Consider the following 15,819-nt stretch of genomic DNA (forward strand, 5'->3'; position numbering starts at 1 on the left):
ACAAACCCCACCTCATGCGAAGCGGGGTTTGTTTTTATTCTGCATTCTTCATTCTACTTAACTGTCCAGCAGAGAGGCCCCTGGTCCGCGCGTCTCGGGACAGTCGAAGGGGATGCTGAATAGCCGGCCTGCGCCAAACGTTACTTCCAGCTTAGAATGCGCTCGAGGCTGCGCTGCAGAATGCCCAGCTTCTCTTCGGCCTCGGCCATTTTGCCACGGTCTTTTTCGAGGATCTCTGGGGGCGCATTGGCGACAAACTTCTCGTTCGCCAGTTTTTTGCGGAAAAAATCGACATCTTTCTGCGCCTTGGCGATTTCTTTGTTCAGGCGTTTTTCTTCCTCGTCCACATCGATGAGCCCTGCCATGGGCAGCAACACCTCGACATCGCCCGCCACCTGGGTGGCCGCCTTGTCGGGACGCGCTACGCCAACACCAAACTGCAACTCGCCCAGACCGGCCAGGGCGCGAATGGCGGATTCGCCTTGGGCGATAATCCGCGCCGCCGCATCGTTCCTGCAATCAAGCACGGCACTGATCTTACGCCCCGGCGCCACATCCATTTCACCGCGAATATTGCGGATCGCGCGGATGGCATCCATGATGGCGTCCATCTGTGCCGCGGCGGCCTGATTTTCCGGCAGATCGGCTCCCAGGGGATAGGCGGCGGACATGAGAAATGCGGCCGGCCGCTTGCCCGGCAGAGACTGCCAGATTTCTTCGGTAATGAAGGGCATGACCGGATGCAGCAGACGCAGCAGTTGTTCGAGGACCGTAAAGAGCACGGCCTGCACGCGTGCTTTGCGCGGCGCGTCGTCTCCATAGAGGTCCTCCTTGATGAGTTCGATGTACCAGTCGCAGAAGCTGTGCCAGGTGAAGGCATACAGGGTATTGGCTGCCTCGTTGAACTTGTAATCGGCAAGCGCCTTGTTGACGGCACGGGCCGTTTCGGACAGGCGCACCAGAATCCACTGATCGGCCAGGGACAAATCAAGTCGCCCGAGGTCGATGTCGGCGGGATCGAAATCCTCAAGATTCATGAGGGCGAAACGCGCCGCGTTCCACAGTTTGTTGGCAAAGGATTTGTAGCCGGCGATGCGCTCGGGCGCCAGCTTGATGTCGCGTCCCATGGCGGCGAAAGCGGCCAGGGTGAAGCGAAAGGCGTCGGCGCCGTATTCATCGATAACCCCCAGAGGGTCGATGACGTTGCCTTTGCTCTTGCTCATCTTCTGTCCCTGGGCGTCGCGCACCAGGGCATGGATGTAGACCTCGCGGAAGGGTACCTCGCCCCCGAACTTGAGGCCCATCATCATCATGCGCGCGACCCAGAAAAACAGAATATCGAAGCCGGTCACCAGACAGGACGTCGGATAGAACTTGCGCAGCGTTTCCGTATCCTGGGGCCAACCCATGGTAGAAAAAGGCCACAGCGCCGAGGAAAACCAGGTGTCGAGAACATCGCTTTCCTGGCGCAGGCTGCGACTGCCGCAGTGGGCGCAGGCGCTGAGATCCTCGCGCGCAACGCTGATCTGATCACAGTCGTCGCAGAACCAGGCGGGAATACGATGTCCCCACCAGATCTGGCGGCTGATGCACCAATCCTGAATGTTGAACATCCACTCGAAGTAGGTCTTTTCCCACTGCGCGGGGACGATGCGCGTGTCGCCCTGCTGCACCGCCTTGATGGCTTGTTCGGCCAGGGGCGCCACTTTGACGTACCACTGCTTGCTCAGGTAGGGCTCGATCACCGTCTTGCAGCGATAGCACTCGCCCACCGCCAGTTTGTAGTCCTCGATGCGCTCGAGCAAGCCCAGGGCCTCAAGGTCATCGACCACCGCTTTGCGCGCGCGGCTTCGTTCCTGACCCCGGTAGCGGCCGCCGTTTTCGTTAATCTGGCCTGACTCATCGAAAATATTGATGAATTCGAGCTGATGGCGCTTACCGATTTCAAAGTCGTTGAAATCATGGGCAGGGGTGATTTTCACCGCGCCGCTGCCAAACTGAGGATCGACGTATTCATCGGCGATAATCGGAATTTCGCGGCCGATGAGCGGCAGCAGGACACTCTTACCGATGAGATCGCGATAGCGCTCATCTTCAGGATGCACCGCCACTGCGGTATCGCCGAGCATGGTTTCCGGGCGGGTGGTGGCCACCACGACAAAGCGATCCGTGCCCTTTACCGGATAACGCATGTGCCAGAGATGGCCTTTTTTTTCATCGTGCTCCACTTCCAGGTCGGACAGGGCGGTATGGCAGCGCGGACACCAGTTGATGAGGCGGTTGTCGCGATAGATCAGACCCTCTTCGTAGAGGCGCACAAACACTTCGCGCACCGCTTTCGACAGGCCCTCGTCCATGGTGAAGCGCTCCCGCTCCCAGTCGCAGGAGGCGCCGAGCCGCTTGAGCTGATTGATGATCTGCCCGCCGGATTCCTCGCGCCATTGCCAGACGCGGGCGACAAATTCCTCGCGCCCCAGTTCATGGCGATCCTTGCCCTGGGCGGCAAGCTGTTTTTCCACCACATTCTGGGTGGCGATGCCGGCATGATCGGTGCCGGGCATCCACAGCACCTCGTGTCCAGTCATGCGTTTCCAGCGCACAAGGATGTCCTGCAGGGTGTTGTTGAGCGCGTGCCCCATGTGCAAAACGCCGGTCACGTTGGGCGGCGGGATGACAATGGAATAATGCGGCTTGGGCGAATTTTCATCGGCATGAAAACAGCCGTTTTCCTCCCACTGGCGGTACCATTTATCTTCCACCTGGGCCGGCTCATATCCTTTAGACAGTTTGGGTTCCATCGACACTCTGTTCCTTAGGCTGGAAGTGACATTTCATCCCCGCATGCGGGGGCATTGAGAACTCGTGGAAAAAGAAACGGGGATTGTAACAATCCCCGTTTCATCCGTCAATAAAGTGATTTTACTGGTTATTTGAGTGCTTCCTTGATCTTGCGGATTTCGTCCTTGATCAGGCTCTCGGCAAGATCCGGAACCACGTCCCACGCGATTTTCTCCAGGATAGTGCCCGCCAGGCGATTAACCACTTCGCCGGCGACGCGCTCGACCACCGCTTCAATGGCTTCTTCGCTGAGCCCGGTGGATGCCGCAACGGAAGCTTCCGTGATCCGTTCCGACTCGGGGGAAAGCTCAAAGACCGCCGGCGAAGAAGAAACCGGTTCAGCCACGGAGCTTGCAAGCCCACGCCATTCGGTTGGAATCTCTTCCTGAATGGCGTCATCGGCAACAAATCCTGGTTCCGGAACCGTTTCGGTCTCTTCCTGCGACACCTCGCTGGAGAACCAATCATCAACGACGGCCGGACGCTCCTCAACTTCCTCGTCGGGCTGAGTGGAGACATCCGCGAAATCACCCTCGGTCGCGCTCGAAAGCGTTTCATCTTCTTCCAGGATGTCGCCTTCATCAAGGTCGAGAATATCTTCTTCGTCAAGATCAAGGATGCCCTCATCCTCGTCGGATTGAGCCTCGGAAAAAGGAGCACCCTCATCCGGCACCGGAGCCCCATCACCGCTCATATCTTCTTCATCAAGGGTAAAATCAGCCCAGAGACTCTCGTCGGCATCCACCGCTTCAGCCTCACCCGCAAGGACTGACTCCTCAGAGGGTGGAGGCTGCTCCGCGGGATTTTCCCGCCACATATCGGCCTGCGGGACCTTCGTTGCCGACGCGGGCCGCGCCAGTTTGTCCGGAGTCAAACCCAGCAGGCTCTGCACCCGGTCAATGAGGGCCTGAGATTCAAACGGCTTGGCAATCCAGTCATCGGCGCCGGCCGCCCTTGCCTTGTCCTCCTCGAAGGGCTCGAAGGTCCCAGTGAGCAACAGCACCGGGATATCGGCCAAACCGGGTTCGGACTTGATCGCTTCACAGAGTTCGTATCCGTTGAGACCGGGCATAAGCACATCGGCCAGAAGCAGATCGGGGGGCTCGGCGCGCGCCATATCCAGGGCGGTATCGCCATTGTCGGCGATGGCCAAGGTGACATCTTCGTTCGCAAAAGTGATACCGATCACCTTTTGAATGGTGATGCTGTCATCGGCGAGCAGTAATTTTTTGCTCATTCATGCCTCCTTGGGGCCACACACGGATACCGCGCCGGGCATCTGCGGAAAAACGTTCAAAAGCCGCTCAATATCCAGGAAAGAATAACGTTGTTCAGCAAAAAGGAAGTCTTCATCACAGCCGATCAGATCCTTGCGCTCCGCCGCAACCAGAATCCCGGCAGCAGGATCAACGACTTTTAACACCCGGTCGACGGGGAGTCCCACCAGGCCCCGATGACTGCGCGCGACCAGAACAAAGCAAACATCCTGCCTAAAATCCGATTCTCCTGCAAGTAAACTCTCAAACGGCAGCAGAGGCACCAGCTCATCCTGATAGAAAAAAACTCTTGTCACCCCGAAATTCGTGGGCGGAAGAGGGAAAATCCGCGGTGCCTGGAGAACTTTGCGGACCTGAGCGGTACTCAGAGCCATGAGCCGGCCACCCCAGGAAATCAAACAGATTTTCTGCGTCACAAGCCACCCCGCACGGGCATCATTCGCGCAACATCGCAGACCACCAGGGGCTCGCCGCGCCACACATCGAGAGTCTGGTATAGGGGGAAAGGCTCTTGAGCTGCCAGCAAAGGCGGCAATGGACGCAGAGCGAATTCACTGCCCGGGAAAATCCCTTGAACGCGATCCACGGCCAAACCGAACGGACTCTCACCGACGGTAATGACGAGGACCGTCAGCCGCGATCGGCCTTCTCGCGGAGCAAGGTCGAACAATCGCCGCCCATCGAAAACCTCAAAATCCCACCCACGATGGGCAATACGTCCCAGACTCAGGCGGGGCAGCGGTGCGTCGCCGAGTACCAAATCGCTGAACCCGCAATCCAGGATCTCCAAAACGTGCGAAACCCCGACGGAAAAACCCATACCGCCAAGGCGGAAAACCAATTTCATGTCTTGCGCGACGATCACCCGTTCCCCTTGCGGTGACAAAATCTTTATGAGGACGTCTCAACGTCTCAAGCTAACACAGCCATTCCCCGGATGTCAACGTCAATAGCTGGGAAATTCAAGGGGTTAGCACTGCTGTAAGGACTTCTATAAAATCTTCCAGGACTGCGGCAAAAATAGTTTCCCGTAAAGGTTCAGGGCAAAACGATCCGTCATGCCGGCAATGAAATCGCCGACGGAAATTTCCAGGGAATCCCCCGGTGTACGTCGCCCCCCAAAGCAGATCAAGGCATTTTCATCGGCGAGAAAATACTGATAAAGTTCACGCAGAATCCTGGAGGCCTTGTCGAACTCTTCGCGCACCCTTCTGGCCTGATACACATGGGTATAAAGCCAGTCGCGCAGTGCCAGAATGGCCGCTTCCACCTCTGCGGACTGACAGATGTGCGCCCCTCCGGCCGCCAAGGATTCGTCGATCATGTCGCGAACCATCCGGTCGATACGCCGTCCGTGCGTTTTGCCGAGCAGGTCCAGGATCTCGCGTGGCACCTGGTCCAGCGCAATCACTCCCGCACGCTGGGCATCGTCAAGATCGTGATTGACATAGGCGATCATATCGCAGCGCCGCACCAGATGGCCCTCAAGGGTCGCCGGCATGGCCTGGGGATCGTCCGCCTGCAGAGGGCCGCCGCCCTTGGAATGCTTGATGATGCCGTCGCGCACCTCCCAGGTCAGATTGAGTCCGGCCCCCGATTTTTCGACCATGTCAACAACCCGCAAACTTTGCCGTACATGGTGAAACCCCTGTGACATCAACTCGTTGAGAACCCGCTCGCCGGCATGGCCGAATGGCGTGTGCCCCAGATCATGCCCGAGGGCAATGGCTTCAGTGAGGTCCTCATTGAGCGCCAGGGCACGGGCCACGGTGCGGGCAATCTGCGCGACTTCGAGCGTATGGGTCAGACGGGTACGGTAATGATCGCCCTCGGGGGAGAGAAAAACCTGAGTTTTATGTTTGAGTCGGCGAAAAGATTTGGAATGAAGAATTTTGTCGCGATCATGCTGATACACTGTGCGCACCCGACATAGCTCCTCGGGACGATTGCGTCCCTTTGAGCAAGAACTGAAGGCTGCATGCCGAGAAAGCGCCTTCAGCTCACGATCCTCAATTATTGTTCTCACGTTCATCAGAAAACTTTCCGTTCTTTTTTACAGCTGTCCAGGGTTGGATCGGGTTTTTCCCTTGATTTTAATTTTTTTTCTTGTATTACTGCTGTTCAACATAAACGGAAAACGTCATCGAAAAGCGTATTTAATTACACGGAGGTAAAAAAATGCCGACTCTTCTCGAAATGGCCGCGGAAATTGTTGCCGCCCATGCTTCAACCACTCCCATGTCAAAAGAAGAACTTCTTTCGGAGTTGGCCGAAATCTATAAAACACTCGACGCCATGGAAAAAGGCGAGGCCGTGATCGCCGAAAGCTCCGAAGCCGGGCAGGCGGAACCCGCGGTATCACGTAAAAAAGCCTTCGGCCGCGACAAAATAACCTGCATGCTTTGCGGCAAAGAGATGAAAACCCTTTCCCGCCATCTCAAAACGGCTCATGATCTCAAGCCGGCCGAATATCGCAAGAAGTTCGACATTCCCCGCACCCAGCCCCTGGCGGCCCGTGCTTACTCCGAGAAGCGGCGTCAGATGGCCAAGGACCGCGGCCTCGGCGAGAACCTGGCCAAGGCCCGCGCGGCGCGCAAATCGAAAAAATAACCCCGGCATGAGCGCCTACAAAAAAAGCGTCCCCCTTCGGGCCGCTTTTTTTGTGGGACAGCGCAGGCTGCCGGTTAAAACAGTGTAAAGGTCACTTCGTGCAGAACATAGCCCTTAGCATCAATGACCTCCACCCGCCAGTTGCCGGTCCAATCGGGCAATACGTTCTTGGACGACCAGGTACGCCAGTTCGAAGAGCGCACCGGCAAAGTCACCCGGGCGACCTCTTCATCCTCATAAAACCAGACATGCGACACGGCGGTTTCCTCAACAGCACCGACGATCCGGGTAAAAAAGTAAAGCCGGCCAACCGTTGTCGAATAACTTTCCACGGCATCCACCGGGACCCGCTCAACGATTCCCGTAGTAACCACCCCTTCGGCAATCTCAAGACGTTGCGCAAAAGCAACACTGCTCCCGAGAAGTAAAACCACCGCAGCAAACAAAATCGTCCTGAACATAAGCAGCCCCCTTGCTACAAGAAAATTCAGAAGAAATCCTCCCCTATCACACCTTTTTAAAACCTGAACCCGTTCGGATCTCACGGATCCAGGTATAACACAGGAAAGACCAATCCGCCAGAAGTTAGCGGAAACCAATGAATTATTTTTCTCCTTGACGACCGGATCAAAAGTAACTAAAATTTAATAAATTTTCTCATAAGGGAACATCTATGAAGCGCGTCCTGATCGCCTCGGGCCAGAGAGGCCTCATGAGCAACCTCGACATGGTGCTGAAGCACTGGGGGTATCGCCCCTTAAGCTCTTCTCACCGCGACGATATCTGCGGGCTTCTCCAGGCGACCGACCCTGAGTTGGTGATCTTTGACGCGCCCTGGTTGCGCAAACATGCCTCTGATCTTTTGCATCTGGTGCCGCAGATGGAGCAGCAGGCGACGCGCCTCGCGGTACTGGACGATTGCAAAGAGGTGCTGCCGCATCTCTCCGCCTGTCTGCCCTACCAGAAAATCCCTTCAGATATTTTTTCCCTTTACGGCCTCACGCAGGCCGTGTTGCAGAACCACCCCCGCCGCCGCCTGCGCACCGGCGTTCATCTGCCCGGCATGTTACGCCGCGACGGGCGGCCCTGGGACTTGACCCAAATTCAGACCCTGGGGACCGGCGGCATGTTTATCCGCTCGGGATACCGTCTCCACCACAGCGAAACCCTTCGCCTGTGCGTGCCCTTGTTCGGCATGAAGGAAGAGCTTGAGGCCTTGGGTCGCGTTGTCTACGAAATTCATCCGACCATGGAAAACAACTATATGCAGGGTTATGGGATTGAATTTACCAGCCTGTCTGCGCAAAGCCGGCAATCCCTAAGCCGTTTTGTCGCCGGTTGCTTCGTGCGCGAACTTGAACACCCCCACCCCCAAAGCCAGCCAAGATTTCAAGCCTTTTCCAACGCACGCCGGATTGACTATTCCCTCGACGCCTTTGCGCTCTAAGTTTTCTCCCCTGCCTTGGCACAGATGCGGGTTTTCAAAGGCAGCAGCTTTAGAAAGCTGCTGCCGGCTTGCGGCGGACAGCAGCCGAAAAAATCAGCCAGGGTTGCCGCCACGTCCGCGAAACTCTCACGTCGACCGAGGTCGCAGCCGGTCTCCAGGCCGGGACTCCATACCAGTAAGGGCACGTATTCGCGCGTATGGTCAGTGCCCGCAGCGGTAGGATCGCAGCCATGGTCGGCCGTGATCAACAACAGGTCGCGCTCACCCATGATCTCTTTCATGCGCGGCAACCATCCATCAAAATCCTTCAGCGCCCGCGCAAAGCCCTCGGCATCACGGCGATGACCGTAAAGCATGTCGAAATCGACGAGGTTGGCAAACACCAAGCCTTTGTGCATGCCCCTGAACGCATCCAGAATTTTCTCCATGCCGTCGCGATTATTGTGGCTCGGCAGTGATTTGCTCAAACCCTGACCAGCGAAAATATCTCCGATTTTGCCCACTCCGACAACACTCAGGCCTCGTTCCTGCAAGTGATCAAGAAGCGTGGGAGCAAAGGGCGGCAGGGAAAAATCATGGCGACGAGCCGTGCGACGAAAATCTCCCGCGCCCTCTCCGACAAAAGGCCGAGCGATAACGCGCCCCACACGGTAAGGATCGAGAATGCGGCGCGCGATACGGCAAATCTCGTAAAGACGCTCAACCGGAATGACATCTTCGTGGGCGGCAATCTGAAAAACCGAATCGACACTTGTATAAACGATGGGGCGGCCGGACCGGACATGTTCTTCGCCCAGGCGCGTCAGGATTTCGGTACCGCTGGCGGCAAGGTTGCCAAGGGGCTCGAGACCGGTTTCCCGTTGGAAAGCCTTGATGATATCCGGTGGAAACCCCTGCGGAAAGGTGGCCAGGGGCTGGTGCTGAATGAGACCGGCCAGTTCCCAGTGACCAACGGTGGAGTCTTTTCCCGCCGCGCGCTCAGCCATGCGCCCGAAGCAAGCCTGGGGCCGCGAGCTGGCCACTATGCCACTGTCGGGATGCAGATTGCCCAGCCCCATTTCTTGCATTTGTGGCAACCGCAATTCGGGGCACGCAGCTTTGATATGCCCGAGGGTATCGACGCCCGCATCGCCATAAGCCGCGGCATCGGACAAGGCGCCGACGCCCAGACCATCGAGGGTAATCAAGACTGCCCGCAGCGGCCCCGGCCCTTTCAAGAATCCCGCGCCAGACGCCACTGGTTCATGATCGCGACCCCATTGCTTGTGCCGATGCGGCCTACCCCCATTTGCAGATATTCGCGGCAAGTCGGCCAATCGCGAATGCCACCGGCAGCCTTAACACCTGCATTGGTTCCCGCCACATCAAGCAACAGCCGCACATCCTCAACCCTGGCTCCGCCGGGGGCGAACCCGGTCGAGGTTTTGAGCCAGCGCGCGCCGGCTTTCAGCGCTGATTCGGCTACTCGGCGTAACTGCTCGGGAGCAAAGTAGCAGCACTCGAGGATCACCTTGACATCCGCTCCTTCGGCAGCCCGCACCACCTGTTCGATATCCGCCTCGACCTGCTGCAAGTCACCGTCGCGAGCAGCGCCCAGCGGAATGACCATGTCGATTTCGCGGGCACCCTGCTGCACCGCCTGCCCCGCTTCATAGGCTTTAACTTCAGAAGTCTGATAACCCAATGGAAAACCAATCACGGTAGCCACGCCAACACCTGAGCCGTAAACCAGCTCAGAAGCCAGGCGAACGTACACCGGCGCAACACACACCGCGGCGAACTGATATTCCACCGCTTCCTCGCACAGGGAATGCACTTCCCCCATGCCCGCGTCGGGCTTGAGCAGAGTATGATCGATGAAGGAAGCGGGATTCAAAAATGAGTTCTTGGGCATACCGGCATCAGGTCCGATAATCGGCATTGATTTTTATGTAATCGTAATTCAGGTCCGATGTGTAATACACGCCCTCGCCACTGCCGAGATGCAAATCAATAAGAACCTGAAACTCCGGTTTTTTCAGCACCTCGCTCGCTTGTTCCTCGAGATCTTTGCCGGTGCCGACGCCCTGGCGAACAACGGCAACCTCATCGAAAAAGATATCTATGCGATCCGGATCGACCTCGACCCCGGCATAACCAACCGCGGCAATAATCCGGCCCCAATTGGCATCTTCTCCGAAAAAAGCGGTTTTGACCAGATTCGAGGTGGCTACACTGCGCGCAACTTGCACGGCTCCGTCAGAATCGGCGGCGCCCCGCACCCGGATTTCGACAACCTTGGTGGCCCCCTCGCCGTCCCGCACGATCATCTTGGCCAGATCGACCAACAGGTCATTAAGCAAACCGGCAAACTCATCACCCTCAGGTGTATTCCCACAAATCTCAGGCGTATTGGCCTGGCCGTTGCTTAGAATCAACACCATGTCGTTGGTGGAGGTATCTCCGTCTACGCTAATGGCGTTAAAGGAACCCGCCACCGCCCGCCGCAGGCAGACATCAAGAAAAGTCTGTTCGACCTGGGCGTCGGTGACCACATAGGCAAGCATGGTTGCCATATTGGGATGAATCATACCGGCACCCTTGGCTATGCCCAAAAGATGGTACGGCTGACCGGCCACACAAGCCTCGCGCCATCCGGTCTTGACAAAGGCATCGGTCGTGCGGATCGCTTCGGCGACCTGGGCCGCGCCGCCGGACTCAAGCTGAGCCGGCAGCAAGGGAATATGCTGTTCGAATTTGTTCATGGGCAAGGGCGCACCGATCACCCCGGTGGAGGCTACCGCCACCAGATCCTCGGAAATGCCCAGCGCCTGGGCCGCCAGGGCATTGCAGGCCAGGGCGTCACGCAACCCCTGCTCGCCGGTACAGGCATTGGCGTTGCCGCTGTTGACCAGGACGGCTTGGCACAGCCCCTGACGAATGCGGGGGATGGTGACCACCAAGGGCGCGGCCATGACCTTGTTCGTAGTAAAAACTCCGGCGCAACGGGCCGGCACCTCAGAATAAATAAGCGCCAAATCGAGCCGCCCCGATTTTTTTATACCGGCACTTCGAGCGGCGAATTTGAAACCCCGGACACGGGGAAGATCTTGAGAACTCATGAAGGGCAGACTCCGCGAAAGGGCATGGCGATCATGCCGAAATTCTTTATCCGGTGGGCAAATAAACGCCGAAGGTGGTACCTTCACCGATGGTTTTTTCCAGAGCGATGCGCCCACCCATGCGACCTAAAATGGCCTTGCAGATGGCCAGGCCGATTCCGACCCCGGTGGGCTTTTCGGTATTGATGTCGCCAAGCTGCGTGTATTCGTTGAAAATGTCCTCCCCCGCCTCGACGGGGACAGCCAGCCCATCGTTGTGAATCCTCATGTAGATGTAGGGCTTGCCATCGATTTCTTGATTTTCCAGTTGAACTTGAATGCGCCCACCGTCGCGATTGAACTTTACGGCATTATCGACCAGCGCATTGATGAGAATGCCGGTTTTTTCAGGATCGCCCAGAACATCATGAAGATCTTCGGCAGCCTGGATAACCGGCTGCAGATCTTTTTCGGCGATATCGGAGCCCCTGCGGGTCAAGGCCTCGCTGAGCAGACCCTCGACGGAGAAGGTGCGCCAGTCCCAGCGCTCACCGCCCGAGTCGATGGAGAACAGGCGCAGCATGCCCGTGATCAGCTTCTCCATATGCAGACTCTCAGAGTGAACCTTGCCGAGATAATCGCGCAATTCTTCCCTTTCGATGTGATCGAAGAAGTTGATGATCAGATCGACGAAACCAAGGATTGAAGTCAGTGGTGTTTTGAGTTCGTGGGAGAGGTTGCACACCAGTTGCGAGCGAGCTTTGTTGAACTTGACCAGATGCCGGTTGGCCTCTTCGAGCTCGCGCGCCTGCTGACGCAGGCTGGAAACCAGCTTGAAGTTTTCGATGGCCAGAGCCACCTGGTGGGCGATGGTGGTAAGCAGGTTCTGGTCTTCGGCCTTGAAGGTATTACCGGTGCGCTTATTGTTGACGTTGATGACACCGAGAACCCGATCCTTGATGCGAATCGGCACGGAGAGCAACGACTGGTTTTTGTAGCGGTCACCGTCGCCTGCGGAATGAAAGCGCTGGTCGCGGGAAAGGTCGGTAATCAGTATCGGACGACCGGTCGCCAGGACATGGCCGGAGATGCCTTCCCCGGGAGCAACCTTGGCGCGATTCATAATGTCCGAGGACAGGCCACGGGCGGCGGCAATGGAGAGGTTGCCGGCATCATCGCGCAGCATCAGCGATACCATCTCCACATCGGCGGAAAGAGTGATGGAGTCGACGATTTTGTCAAAGAGGATCTGAAGATCGGCGCCGTTGCTGGCCGTTTCGCCGATCTGCTTGAGCAAAATCAGATCGGAAAGACGTCGCTGGGCTTCACGCTGGGCAGACGCTTCGCGAAGTGAAGCGCGGTAAGTGTTTAAAGCGCGCTGCACCGATTCAGCCAACTCCTCGTCATCAACCGGTTTTACCAGATAGTCGAGGGCGCCGTGGCGCAAGACCTGGCGCGCGGCGGAAAAATCTTCATGGGACGAAATGATGATGACAGGAAGCTCGGGGCGCAACTCCTTGACGGTTTGCAGCAACTCGATGCCGCTCATATCGGGCATGTGCAGGTCGGTGAGCACCACGCATATTTCGTCGGTACTCAGAACCGCGGGAACCTCGCTGCCGTTGCCGGTAGCAACCACGCGATAACCGCGCCCTTCAAGCATCTCCCGGGCATGCTGGCGGAAAAAAGGTGTATCATCCACCAGGAGGATGCCCGGAGCGGCGTCATTCCTGTCAGGCAGGTCCATGCCGGCTCCCTTTTCATTCAAAATCACTGCAAGAGGATCAGCGTCCACAGCACTTCTTGTATTTCTTGCCGCTACCGCAAGGGCAGGGATCATTGCGCCCGACTTTATCTTCGTCCCGAGTTGCGGGCTTTTTGGCCTGATCGGCATCACCTGTGGTGCGATTGAGAACGATACGGCGGCGACGCTGCTCCTCCTCCAATCGTTCGACATCCTCTTCTCTGGCCAACTGCACGCGGAAGAGTTTGCTCAACACTTCCTGGCGAATGCGTCCCATCATCTCCAAAAACAGCCCATAGGCTTCTTTTTTATATTCCTGCTTGGGATTGCGCTGAGCATAACCACGCAGCCCGATGCCCTCTTTGAGATGGTCGATTGAGAGCAGATGATCTTTCCATTGGGTATCGATGGTCTGCAGCAGCACCACCTTCATGAGATGCTCCATGACGGGGGAGGTAAACTCCTCCTCCTTCTCCTGAAGCCGTGCCTTGGCCTCTTTTTTGAGGCCCTCCTCAAGATCATCACGATCGGGCAGCGACCCCTCAGGGTCGGGGAGCCGCGGGTGGAAGAAAAACAGATTGAAGAAATCTTCACCCAGGCGCGAGATATCCCAGTCCTGAGGCGAAGACTTGTCGGGGCAGAAGGTGTGCACCATATCTTCCACCGACTCATCGATCACCGCCTCGATGGTTTCACGCAGGTTTTGCCCGCCGAGGACTTCGCGCCGCTGAGTATAGATCACCTCGCGCTGTTTGTTCATGACATCGTCATATTCGAGCAGATGCTTGCGGATCTCGAAGTTGTGGCCTTCGACCTTTTTCTGGGCGTTTTCAATAGCCTTGGAGATCATGCCGTGCTCAATGGGCTCATTTTCGGGAATCTTGAGCTTATCCATGACGTAGGACACCCGTTGCGACCCGAAAATTCGCAGCAGATCATCTTCAAGGGACAGGTAGAAACGACTCTCGCCAGGGTCACCCTGACGACCTGAGCGGCCGCGCAACTGGTTATCGATGCGACGCGACTCATGGCGTTCAGTACCGAGGATATACAGCCCGCCGGCCGCCAGAACCTCCTCTTTTTCACGCGCGCACTGGCTTGTGAATTTCTCCAGCAGAGCCGGCAAGGCCGCCTCTGGATCCTCGGCCAATGCCGCTTCGCGACTCGCCATCATTTCGGGATTGCCGCCGAGCACGATGTCGGTACCACGACCGGCCATGTTGGTCGCAATAGTGACTGCGCCCTTGCGTCCCGCCTGGGCGACAATTTCGGCTTCGCGCTCGTGGTGCTTGGCGTTGAGCACGTTATGGGGAACGCCGCGGCGCTTGAGCATCTCCGCGAGTGCTTCCGAGTTTTCGATGGAAATGGTACCCACCAAAACCGGCTGGCCTTTTTCATGGGATTCAAAGATATCTTCAATGACGGCGTTGAACTTTTCCTTTTGCGTCTTGTAGATCAAATCAGACTGATCCTTACGGATCATGGGGCGATTGGTAGGAATCACCATGACATCAAGTTTGTAAATCTGGTGAAACTCAGCCGACTCGGTGTCGGCGGTGCCGGTCATACCGGCCAGCTTTTCATACATACGAAAATAATTCTGGAATGTGATGGTCGCCAGGGTCTGATTTTCACTCTCGATCTTGACCCCTTCCTTGGCCTCGATGGCTTGGTGCAACCCATCGCTCCAGCGTCGCCCGGGCATGATACGCCCGGTGAACTCATCGACGATCATGACCTCGCCGTCGCGCACCACGTAATCGACATCCTTCTTGAACAGCGCATGAGCCTTGAGAGCCTGATTGACGTGATGGACCAGTTCGATGTTGCGGGGGTCGTAGAGATTGTCGACATTGAGCAGGCGCTCGACCTTGCTCACACCTTCTTCGGTGAGGGACGCCGCCTTGCTCTTTTCATCAACGGTAAAGTCACCGGTGTAGGTTTTGAGCGTCTGGCCGATTTTTCCGTCGCGGCTTTCAGATACCTCGCCCTTTTGCAACATGGGGATAATGCGGTTGACGGCGTAATAAAGCTCGCTGGAAGCGGCGCTGGGGCCGGAGATGATGAGAGGCGTACGCGCCTCGTCGATGAGGATCGAGTCGACCTCGTCGACGATGGCGAAGAAATGAGGACGCTGCACGTAATCGTCCAGCGAAAACTTCATATTGTCGCGCAAGTAATCAAAACCGAATTCATTGTTGGTGCCGTAGGTAATGTCGCAGGCGTAGACTTCCTTGCGCTGAGCATCGTTGAGTCCGTGCACGATAACACCGACGGAGAGACCGAGAAAATTGTAGATCTGCCCCATCCACTCGCTGTCACGCCGCGCCAGATAATCATTGACCGTGATTACGTGAACACCCTTTCCGGCCAGTGCGTTGAGATAGGTCGGCAGGGTAGCGACCAGCGTCTTGCCCTCGCCGGTCTTCATCTCGGCGATCTTCCCGGCGTGCAGCACCATGCCTCCAACAAGCTGCATATCAAAGTGACGCATATGCAAAACTCGGCGGCCCGCCTCGCGTACTACCGCAAAGGCTTCGGGCAACAAATCGTCGAGCGTTTCACCACGCTCCAGGCGTTGTTTAAATTCCGGGGTTTTGCCCTTCAACTCCGCATCACTGAGGGCCTGCATCTGCGGTTCAAGACTGTTGATCGAATCAACTATGGGCTGCATGCGCTTGAGTTCGCGCTCGTTTTTACTGCCCACAAACTTACGCACCAACTGACCTAGCATCAAAAGCACTCCCAGTCCGCCGTGAAAAAATCACGCGCGGACAAATGATTAAGATTGGAAAAAAACTTGGAAACAACAGAGCTTTTCCG

13 protein-coding genes are annotated in these 15,819 nt (G+C 56.8%); 2 read left to right on the top strand and 11 right to left on the bottom strand.

Translation table 11 applies throughout. The features are described 5' to 3' along the window. Nucleotides 1-140: 140 nt before the first annotated feature. The 5 genes from GFER_RS06800 to GFER_RS06825 all read right to left on the bottom strand — a co-directional run bounded on the left by GFER_RS06800 (nucleotide 141) and on the right by GFER_RS06825 (nucleotide 6,147). Nucleotides 141-2,798, bottom strand: a complete 2,658-nt coding sequence (locus tag GFER_RS06800) for a valine--tRNA ligase (protein ID WP_040097798.1) — start codon at nucleotides 2,796-2,798, stop codon at nucleotides 141-143. A gap of 128 nt (nucleotides 2,799-2,926) precedes the next feature. Beyond that, nucleotides 2,927-4,075 carry a response regulator gene (locus GFER_RS06805; protein WP_052446104.1) on the bottom strand — a complete coding sequence of 383 codons (1,149 nt, stop codon included), beginning with the start codon at nucleotides 4,073-4,075 and terminating at the stop codon, nucleotides 2,927-2,929. Continuing rightward, nucleotides 4,076-4,594 (bottom strand): chemotaxis protein CheW, encoded by a 519-nt coding sequence (locus GFER_RS06815; RefSeq protein WP_327050335.1) that lies wholly within the window; start codon nucleotides 4,592-4,594, stop codon nucleotides 4,076-4,078. Further along, complete coding sequence (locus tag GFER_RS06820) at nucleotides 4,528-4,980, bottom strand: chemotaxis protein CheW (protein ID WP_040097806.1); 453 nt, start codon at nucleotides 4,978-4,980, stop codon at nucleotides 4,528-4,530. Before GFER_RS06820 ends, GFER_RS06815 begins: the two co-directional genes overlap by 67 nt. A 126-nt stretch (nucleotides 4,981-5,106) precedes the next feature. Then, entirely contained in the window at nucleotides 5,107-6,147 is a 1,041-nt protein-coding gene (locus GFER_RS06825; protein ID WP_040097808.1) for a deoxyguanosinetriphosphate triphosphohydrolase, read from the bottom strand. A gap of 146 nt (nucleotides 6,148-6,293) precedes the next feature. On the opposite strand from GFER_RS06825, the gene GFER_RS06830 reads away from it, so the two are divergent. Beyond that, nucleotides 6,294-6,725: a Ros/MucR family transcriptional regulator gene (locus GFER_RS06830; RefSeq protein ID WP_040097810.1), complete on the top strand. Its 432-nt coding sequence runs from the start codon at nucleotides 6,294-6,296 to the stop codon at nucleotides 6,723-6,725. 74 nt (nucleotides 6,726-6,799) lie between these two features. Here GFER_RS06830 and GFER_RS06835 read toward each other — a convergent pair whose 3' ends face one another. Further along, complete coding sequence (locus GFER_RS06835) at nucleotides 6,800-7,186, bottom strand: DUF2914 domain-containing protein (protein WP_052446105.1); 387 nt, start codon at nucleotides 7,184-7,186, stop codon at nucleotides 6,800-6,802. A gap of 212 nt (nucleotides 7,187-7,398) precedes the next feature. On the opposite strand from GFER_RS06835, the gene GFER_RS06840 reads away from it, so the two are divergent. Then, complete coding sequence (locus tag GFER_RS06840) at nucleotides 7,399-8,172, top strand: PilZ domain-containing protein (RefSeq protein ID WP_040097812.1); 774 nt, start codon at nucleotides 7,399-7,401, stop codon at nucleotides 8,170-8,172. On the opposite strand, the gene GFER_RS06845 is transcribed toward GFER_RS06840, so the two are convergent. From GFER_RS06845 to secA, 5 genes are read right to left on the bottom strand one after another with little or no spacing between them, the layout of a single operon-like run. Beyond that, nucleotides 8,169-9,389, bottom strand: a complete 1,221-nt coding sequence (locus GFER_RS06845) for a phosphopentomutase (RefSeq protein ID WP_235264029.1) — start codon at nucleotides 9,387-9,389, stop codon at nucleotides 8,169-8,171. The genes GFER_RS06840 and GFER_RS06845 overlap by 4 nt on opposite strands. After that, a complete protein-coding gene (gene deoC / locus GFER_RS06850; protein ID WP_040098583.1) occupies nucleotides 9,386-10,048 on the bottom strand; it encodes a deoxyribose-phosphate aldolase in 663 nt (220 codons plus the stop codon). The genes GFER_RS06845 and deoC overlap by 4 nt, the downstream gene beginning before the upstream one ends. 25 nt (nucleotides 10,049-10,073) lie before the next feature. After that, a complete protein-coding gene (gene argJ, locus GFER_RS06855) occupies nucleotides 10,074-11,273 on the bottom strand; it encodes a bifunctional glutamate N-acetyltransferase/amino-acid acetyltransferase ArgJ (protein ID WP_040097813.1) in 1,200 nt (399 codons plus the stop codon). A 46-nt stretch (nucleotides 11,274-11,319) separates the two neighbouring features. Further along, a complete protein-coding gene (locus tag GFER_RS06860) occupies nucleotides 11,320-12,999 on the bottom strand; it encodes a response regulator (protein ID WP_074669469.1) in 1,680 nt (559 codons plus the stop codon). Nucleotides 13,000-13,036: 37 nt separating this feature from the next. Beyond that, on the bottom strand, nucleotides 13,037-15,730 hold the full coding sequence (gene secA / locus GFER_RS06865) for a preprotein translocase subunit SecA (protein ID WP_040097818.1): 2,694 nt from the start codon (nucleotides 15,728-15,730) through the stop codon (nucleotides 13,037-13,039). Nucleotides 15,731-15,819 lie beyond the last annotated feature (89 nt).

Origin of the sequence: Geoalkalibacter ferrihydriticus DSM 17813, from assembly GCF_000820505.1 — a bacterium.
GTDB classification, from domain to species: domain Bacteria; phylum Desulfobacterota; class Desulfuromonadia; order Desulfuromonadales; family Geoalkalibacteraceae; genus Geoalkalibacter; species Geoalkalibacter ferrihydriticus.

Coding starts and splice junctions, on each gene's coding strand:
- secA (WP_040097818.1), bottom strand. CDS start 15,730: ATGCTAGGTCAGTTGGTGCGTAAGTTTGTGGGCAGTAAAAACGAGCGC.
- GFER_RS06835 (WP_052446105.1), bottom strand. CDS start 7,186: ATGTTCAGGACGATTTTGTTTGCTGCGGTGGTTTTACTTCTCGGGAGC.
- GFER_RS06800 (WP_040097798.1), bottom strand. CDS start 2,798: ATGGAACCCAAACTGTCTAAAGGATATGAGCCGGCCCAGGTGGAAGAT.
- argJ (WP_040097813.1), bottom strand. CDS start 11,273: ATGAGTTCTCAAGATCTTCCCCGTGTCCGGGGTTTCAAATTCGCCGCT.
- GFER_RS06830 (WP_040097810.1), top strand. CDS start 6,294: ATGCCGACTCTTCTCGAAATGGCCGCGGAAATTGTTGCCGCCCATGCT.
- GFER_RS06825 (WP_040097808.1), bottom strand. CDS start 6,147: ATGAACGTGAGAACAATAATTGAGGATCGTGAGCTGAAGGCGCTTTCT.
- GFER_RS06805 (WP_052446104.1), bottom strand. CDS start 4,075: ATGAGCAAAAAATTACTGCTCGCCGATGACAGCATCACCATTCAAAAG.
- GFER_RS06840 (WP_040097812.1), top strand. CDS start 7,399: ATGAAGCGCGTCCTGATCGCCTCGGGCCAGAGAGGCCTCATGAGCAAC.
- GFER_RS06860 (WP_074669469.1), bottom strand. CDS start 12,999: ATGGACCTGCCTGACAGGAATGACGCCGCTCCGGGCATCCTCCTGGTG.